5 protein-coding genes are annotated in these 7,100 nt (G+C 68.6%); 3 read left to right on the forward strand and 2 right to left on the reverse strand.

What is annotated here, in order from left to right; translation table 11 throughout:
- Positions 1-33 precede the first annotated feature (33 nt).
- Positions 34-2,133 (reverse strand): fructose-specific PTS transporter subunit EIIC, encoded by a 2,100-nt coding sequence (locus tag AB0E78_RS16715; protein WP_361832758.1) that lies wholly within the window; start codon positions 2,131-2,133, stop codon positions 34-36.
- 395 nt (positions 2,134-2,528) lie between these two features.
- On the opposite strand from AB0E78_RS16715, the gene ahcY reads away from it, so the two are divergent.
- Positions 2,529-3,986 carry an adenosylhomocysteinase gene (gene ahcY, locus AB0E78_RS16720; protein ID WP_361832760.1) on the forward strand — a complete coding sequence of 486 codons (1,458 nt, stop codon included), beginning with the start codon at positions 2,529-2,531 and terminating at the stop codon, positions 3,984-3,986.
- 143 nt (positions 3,987-4,129) lie between these two features.
- The gene (locus tag AB0E78_RS16725; protein ID WP_361832762.1) at positions 4,130-4,744 is read left to right on the forward strand and encodes a hypothetical protein; all 615 of its coding nucleotides are present in this window, start codon (positions 4,130-4,132) and stop codon (positions 4,742-4,744) included.
- 12 nt (positions 4,745-4,756) lie between these two features.
- Here AB0E78_RS16725 and AB0E78_RS16730 read toward each other — a convergent pair whose 3' ends face one another.
- On the reverse strand, positions 4,757-5,689 hold the full coding sequence (locus AB0E78_RS16730; protein WP_361832764.1) for an RDD family protein: 933 nt from the start codon (positions 5,687-5,689) through the stop codon (positions 4,757-4,759).
- An 89-nt stretch (positions 5,690-5,778) separates the two neighbouring features.
- Between AB0E78_RS16730 and AB0E78_RS16735 the strand changes: the two genes are divergently transcribed.
- The gene (locus AB0E78_RS16735) at positions 5,779-6,786 is read left to right on the forward strand and encodes a stage II sporulation protein M (RefSeq protein WP_361832766.1); all 1,008 of its coding nucleotides are present in this window, start codon (positions 5,779-5,781) and stop codon (positions 6,784-6,786) included.
- Positions 6,787-7,100: the final 314 nt, after the last annotated feature.

A 7,100-nucleotide genomic window follows, 5' to 3' on the forward strand; every position in this document is an offset into this window, starting at 1 on the left:
CCATCGACGTAGATCACCCAACTCTGCTGCTGGTCACTGAACCTCGCGCAGCACCTTGAGGATCGCCGCCTCGTCGGGTGCCGCCTCGAGGCGCTCACGGAACCCGGTGTCCATCAACTTCCGTGACAGCAGCGCGAGAATCCGCAAGTGCTCGTCGCCCGCGGCCGCCTCCGGCACGGAGATCATGAAGATGAGCTTGGCCTTCGTACCGTCGAGCGCACCCCACTCGATGCCCTCCGCCGACCGCGCGAACCCGACCACCGGCGAGGTCACCGCATCGGTCTTGGCGTGCGGGATGGCGATCTCCTCGCCGAGCCCCGTGGTGCCCTGGGCCTCGCGACGCAGAGCCGTCTGCACGAGCTCCTCGACGTCGTTCACCTTGCCGGTGGCGGCGAGGAGGTTCGCCATCTCACGGATCGCGGAGTCCTTGTCGGCGGAATCCAGCCGGACCTTCACGGTCCGCTCGGTGAGATAGCCGGAGAGAACCTCGTCGTCGTCCGTGGGCGAGTCCGCGGGGGAGGCGGCGGCTACGGGTGCGGCTGCCGCCGGGGCAGGCGCCGCAGGGGCCTTCTGCGGGGCCGTGGACGCCCCGGAACCGACAGCTCCGGCCCCCACGCCAGCGAGCACCGGCTCGGGACCACCCGGTACGTCGACGACCGGCGCCCCACGGCGCTTGCGCTCGCTGATGTCGACCAGAGTGACGGTCGTGAGGGCGGTGACGACGGCACCGATGGCGACAGCGATGAAGAACATCGGTACGCCGCCGACGGCACCCAGCACCGCCACGATCGGCCCGCCGTGCGGCACCGCGTCCTCGACGCCCGCCTGACCGGCGATCGCACCGGCGACGGCGCCACCGAGCATGTTCGCGGGAATGACCTGCGCGGGCCGGGCCGCCGCGAAGGGGATCGCTCCCTCCGAGATGCCGAAGAAGCCCATGAACAAGGCGGCCAGACCGGTCTCCCGTTCCTGCTCGCTGTAGAGCCGCTTGCGGATCAGCGTCGCGAGGCCTTGCCCGAGGGGCATGACCGGAATAGCGGCGGCACACATGCCCATGACGGTCTGGTTGCCGGTCGCGATGAGCCCCGCGCCGAACAGGAACGCTGTCTTGTTGACCGGACCGCCCATGTCGAACGCGATCATCAGACCGAGGATCGCGCCGAGCAGGATCGCGCTGGTCCCGGTCATGCCGCTGAGCCAGCTGGTCAGATGCTCGAAGATCCACGAGATCGGTTTGCCGATGACGTAGATGAAGAAAAGACCGAGTGCCGTGGTCGAGATGATGGGGATCACGATGATCGGCATGATCGGCTGGGCGAACTTCGGGACCTTGATCTTCTTGATCCACAGCACCAGATAACCGGCGAGGAAGCCGGTCACGATGGCGCCGATGAAGCCCGCGCCCGCCTTGGAGTCGTACAGATCACCGGTGTTGGCGATCCAGCCGCCGATCATGCCGGGCACGAGTGCGGGCCGGTCGCCGATGGCGTACGCGATATAGCCGGACAGGATCGGGACCATCAGCGTGAAGCCGATGACGCCGATCTGGTTGACGTGCATCCAGAACGAGCCGTCGGGAATCACGAGCCCGCCCTTGGGGTCCGTGTGTCCGCCGAGCGACAGCGAGATCGCGATCAGCAACCCACCCACCACGACGAACGGAATCATGTACGAGACGCCGTTCATCAGCGCCTTGTACGCGAGGCTCCGCTCCTTGCCGCCCCCGCCACCGCCCGAGGCAGTCTCGGCGGACCCGCCGCCACCGCCTCCGCCGTGCACGGGCGCGCTCTGTACCTGCTCGATCAGCCGCTCCGGGTGGCTGATGCCCTCGGACACGCCGACGGACAGCACGCGCTTGCCCGCGAAACGACTGCGGTCGACGTCCTTGTCGGCGGCGATGATGATGCCGTCAGCATCCCTGACATCGTTGTCAGTCAAGACGTTCTCAGCCCCGATGGAGCCCTGCGTCTCCACCTTCATGTCGACGCCGAGGCTCTCCGCGGCCTGCGAGAGCTTCTCCGCCGCCATGTACGTGTGGGCGATACCGGTCGGACAGGCGGTCACCGCGAGCAGCTTGAGCTTCTTCTGCTCGCCGTCGCTCCCGCCTATGGGGGGATCGGCCGGACGGGTCACGTGGATCTCCTAACGCCTTTAACGCCTTCGTCAAACAAGATCGCGCAAATGTTCCCGATCTCAAGGCATCCTGCAACACGGGCGCGCAGGTTCAAAAGCGCAAAGGTCCCGAATGTGCAGGTCCGTCGCCCCGGCCGCAGGTATGAAGGCGGCAGCGCACCCGCCCACGCGCCGGGGGAGGCGGGCTGGGGCTCGCTGGGCCAATCGGTGTAGCTTTGTGACCGAGCCAGACGTCGCTGCTGATGGCGGTCGGGCGGGGCCTGCATGGGCACCGTCCGAGGGAGAGAGGGCCTCCGACGGACTGCGCTGCTGCGCGCCGGTGCTTCTCCGTGCCGTCGTCGCAGGTCAGCCATGTCCACCCACCCTCGATCGATCCCACGAGGAGCAGCTCACCAATGTCGACTCTCATCAACGGCCAGGACTTCAAGGTCGCCGATCTCTCCCTGGCCGCCTTCGGCCGCAAGGAGATCACCCTCGCCGAGCACGAGATGCCCGGCCTGATGTCGATCCGCAAGGAGTTCGCCGCCAGCCAGCCGCTGGCCGGCGCCCGCATCATGGGCTCGCTGCACATGACCGTGCAGACCGCCGTCCTCATCGAGACCCTGGTCGCCCTGGGCGCCGAGGTCCGCTGGGTCTCCTGCAACATCTTCTCGACCCAGGACCACGCGGCCGCGGCCATCGCCGTCGGCCCGAACGGCACCCCGGACGACCCCCAGGGCATCCCGGTCTTCGCCTGGAAGGGCGAGACCCTGGAGGAGTACTGGTGGTGCACGGAGCAGGCGCTGACCTGGCCGAACACCCCCACCGGCGGCCCGAACATGATCCTGGACGACGGTGGCGACGCCACCCTCCTCGTCCACAAGGGCGTCGAGTACGAGAAGGCCGGCAAGGTCCCGTCCGAGGACACCGCCGAGTCGGATGAACACCGCGTCATCCTGCAGCTCCTCAACCGCACCATCACCGAGGGCTCGCAGAAGTGGACCCAGCTCGCCTCGGAGATCCGCGGCGTGACCGAGGAGACCACGACGGGCGTCCACCGCCTGTACGAGATGCACCGTGACGGCACCCTCCTCTTCCCGGCGATCAACGTGAACGACGCCGTGACGAAGTCGAAGTTCGACAACAAGTACGGCTGCCGCCACTCGCTGATCGACGGCATCAACCGCGCCACGGACGTCCTGATCGGCGGCAAGACCGCTCTCGTCTGCGGTTACGGCGATGTCGGCAAGGGCTGTGCCGAGTCCCTGCGCGGCCAGGGCGCGCGCGTGATCATCACCGAGGTCGACCCGATCTGCGCACTGCAGGCGGCGATGGACGGCTTCCAGGTCGCCACGCTCGACGAGGTCGTCGACAAGGTCGACATCTTCGTCACCACGACCGGCAACAAGGACATCATCATGGCCTCGGACATGGCCAAGATGAAGCACCAGGCGATCGTCGGCAACATCGGCCACTTCGACAACGAGATCGACATGGCCGGCCTTGCCAAGATCCCCGGCATCGTCAAGGACGAGGTCAAGCCGCAGGTCCACACCTGGACGTTCCCCGACGGCAAGGTCCTCATCGTCCTCTCCGAGGGCCGCCTGCTGAACCTGGGCAACGCGACGGGCCACCCGTCCTTCGTGATGTCCAACTCCTTCGCGGACCAGACCCTGGCCCAGATCGAGCTGTTCACCAAGCAGGAGGAGTACCCGACCGACGTCTACGTGCTCCCGAAGCACCTGGACGAGAAGGTCGCCCGCCTCCACCTGGACGCGCTGGGCGTCAAGCTCACGACCCTCCGCCCGGAGCAGGCCGCGTACATCGGCGTCGAGGTAGAGGGCCCGTACAAGCCCGACCACTACCGCTACTGACCCACCCCGACCGAGGCCCCGCCAAGGACCCCGGCCAACACCACCCGCAGGCCCCCACCCACCCGGGCGGGGGCCTGCACCCGTGGGGGCACGCCTCAGCCCCCGCCCCGCCGCCAGGCCACGACCCGAAGGACCGAGCCCCCATGCCCCGCGGCCACTATTCGCTTCACGATCCGCACGATCACACCCCCCTGGGTGAAGAACACTTCCACTGTGCTCCCGGCCCCTCCGGCTGGCGCTACGTCTCTCAGCGCAATGCCCCCTCAGGCGAGCCCACCGGCTCCGTGGACCTCGCGCTCGACGAACTCGGCCGCCCCATCCGGCTCGAACTCCACGCGCGGGACTGGCAGATCCGCGCCGCCGCGATCGACGGCGTCACATGGGTACGCACCGACCCCACCGGCACCCACGCCACCGAAGACAACGCCCCCGCCCACGCCTTCACCGGCACATCCCCCGCTTTCCTCGTCGCGACCACACGACTCCTGCGCCTCACCCCCGCTTCCCCCGCGACCCGCGTACGCCTCGTCGCCTTCACCGACCCGGTCCTCGCCCCCCGCACCCTCGACCAGTCCTGGGCCCTGCTGAAAAGCGAAGCACACGCCACTGACAACGGCCCGCTGATCGTGGACGAATACCAGGTCACAGCCCTGGACACCGGCGAGCAGCACACCATCCACATCGCCGGCGACGTCGTCCTCTCCGCCCCCGGCCTGGAACTCGAGAACCTCGAATCCCCACCCTCGACGTTCGCCTGACCCCGGCCCTCCCTACGCGGGCGGCACGAACCCGGTGCCGGACGGTGCGGCCCCCGCACCCTTCGCATCTTCCGGCCCGGCCGGATGGACCGGGTGGGCCAGGGGCGGGGACGCCGTATGGGAGACAGGCCCCGGCGGCACGGCACCTCCCGGATAACCCCCAGGCACAGCACCTCCCGGCACCGTGTAGTCGGGAGATGCGCCGAACGCCCGCCGAGCATCCCGCGCCTGCCGCTCCTGCACGACCGCGGCCAGGTACGCCGCCGGCGGAACACCCTGCGGAGCAGGAGCCCCCGTACGTTCCACGAGATCCCCCGCAAGCCGCTCCGCCATCGCCCAGCCCACCTGCGGGTCCAACTGCCCCATCCGCGTCAGGTACTGCCTGATGGCGAGCCACAGCCCCTCAGGCACCCCGGACAGATCGAGCCCGGAGAACCGCCCCGCCAGCCAAGGCGGCGGCGGAGGAATGAAGGCCGTCTGCCCGACAGGCACCCGCTCCCGTACGACCAGCGTCCCCGCGAACACATCCCCGAGGCGCCGCCCACGCGCCGAGACCAGCGAAGCGATGCAGGCGACGGCCCCGAAGGTCACCAGGATCTCGATGACCCCCACCGCACCCCGCACCAACGCGTGCCGGAAACGAATCGGCCCCCCGTCATCCCGCACCACCCGCAGCCCGCACGCCATCTTGCCCAGCGACCGCCCATGGCTGAGCGTCTCCACCGCGATCGGCCCACCGACCAGGATCAGCACAAAGCTGGCGACGGCGACCGCCGCGGCCGCCGCATCGTCCAACGAAGACGTGGAAGCCACGATCGCCACGGTCACCCCCAGGTAGACCGCCACCGCCACCACCAGGTCGATCAGTACGGCGAGCCCACGACTCGGCAGCTTCGCCGGGCGCAGCTCGAGCGCCACCGCCTCGCCCGTCACAAGCTCACTCACGCCAGCCGCCCTTCCCTGCCCTGCCCTCGGAACGGCCAGTCTGCCAAGCTGAGGCAGCATCGCGCCGCAGTACGAGGAGCAGCCACCTGATGGACCTCGACGTCTTCGTGTCCGCCCACCGGGCGGAGTGGGACCGACTCGACGCCCTGCTGCGCCGCCAGCGCCGCCTCAACGGAGCCGAGACCGACGAACTGGTCACCCTCTACCAACGCACCGCCACCCACCTCTCGCTCATCCAGTCGAGCGCCCCGGACCCGCAGCTCACCGGTCGCCTCACCCGCCTCGTGGCACGCGCGCGTAGTGCGGTGACAGGCACCCGCCGCGCTTCCTGGCGCGACGCCACGCACTTCCTGAGCCACGGTTTCCCGGCAGCGGTCTACCGCTCCCGCCACTGGTGGGTCCCCACCGCCCTGCTCTCCACGCTCCTCGCGGCCGTCATCGGCTGGTGGATCGCCACGCACCCCGAGGTCCAGTCCTCCATCGCGGCCCCCGGCGAACTACGCGAGCTCACCCGCCCCGGCGGTGAGTACGAGACCTACTACTCGAGCCACCCGGCGGCCTCGTTCGCCGCCCAGGTGTGGACGAACAACGCGCAAGCAGCAGCCATGTGCCTGGTCCTGGGCGCCTTCCTCTGCTTCCCCGTCATCTGGGTCCTCTTCCAGAACATGCTGAACCTGGGCGTCGGCATCGGCCTGATGTCCTCCGCCGACCGCCTCGACACCTTCCTCGGCCTGGTCCTCCCGCACGGCCTCCTGGAACTGACCGCGGTCTTCGTAGCCGCCGGCACAGGCCTGCGCCTCGGCTGGACCCTCATCGATCCGGGCCCGCGCCCACGCCGAACCGCCCTCGCGGAAGAGGGCCGAGCGGCCCTGGGCATGGCAGTGGGCCTGGCCCTGGTCCTGTTCATCTCCGGAGCCATCGAAGGCTTCGTCACCCCCTCCGGCCTGCCGACCTGGGCCCGCATCAGCATCGGAATCGCCGCTGAACTGGCCTTCCTCGCCTACGTATACGTCCTGGGCGGCAGGGCGGTACGGGCCGGCGCCACGGGCGACCTGGACCCCGCGGAGCGCAGTGCCTCAGTCCCTACTGCGGCGTGATGTGCATCCGCCCCCGCTGGCCTGCTAGTCTCCTCGACGCCCCAAGAAAACCGTTGACACGGAGGGACTGGGGAGGTAGATTCGAACAGTTGCCTAGAGCTGGACAAGTCCAGCAGCGGCAATTAATATCTGCCTGCTTCTTGATTCTCATAAGCCAAGAAGCCGCACCCGATAAATCGGAACTCCAAGCCGGTAAGACTGGCCGAAAACTTCTGATAAAGTCGGACTCGCCGGAAAGGGAAACGCGAAAGCCGAAAGGCCGGAGCGGGAACCGGAAAGGCACCGAGGAAATCGGACACGAAAGAGTCTGATAG

Source organism: Streptomyces sp. NPDC032198 (assembly GCF_040636975.1).
In the GTDB taxonomy this organism is placed as follows: Bacteria; Actinomycetota; Actinomycetes; order Streptomycetales; family Streptomycetaceae; genus Streptomyces.

What these genes read in the sequence shown, in the direction of transcription:
- ahcY (WP_361832760.1), top strand. Translation starts at nt 2,529, where the DNA reads ATGTCGACTCTCATCAACGGCCAGGACTTCAAGGTCGCCGATCTCTCC.
- AB0E78_RS16725 (WP_361832762.1), top strand. Translation starts at nt 4,130, where the DNA reads ATGCCCCGCGGCCACTATTCGCTTCACGATCCGCACGATCACACCCCC.
- AB0E78_RS16735 (WP_361832766.1), top strand. Translation starts at nt 5,779, where the DNA reads ATGGACCTCGACGTCTTCGTGTCCGCCCACCGGGCGGAGTGGGACCGA.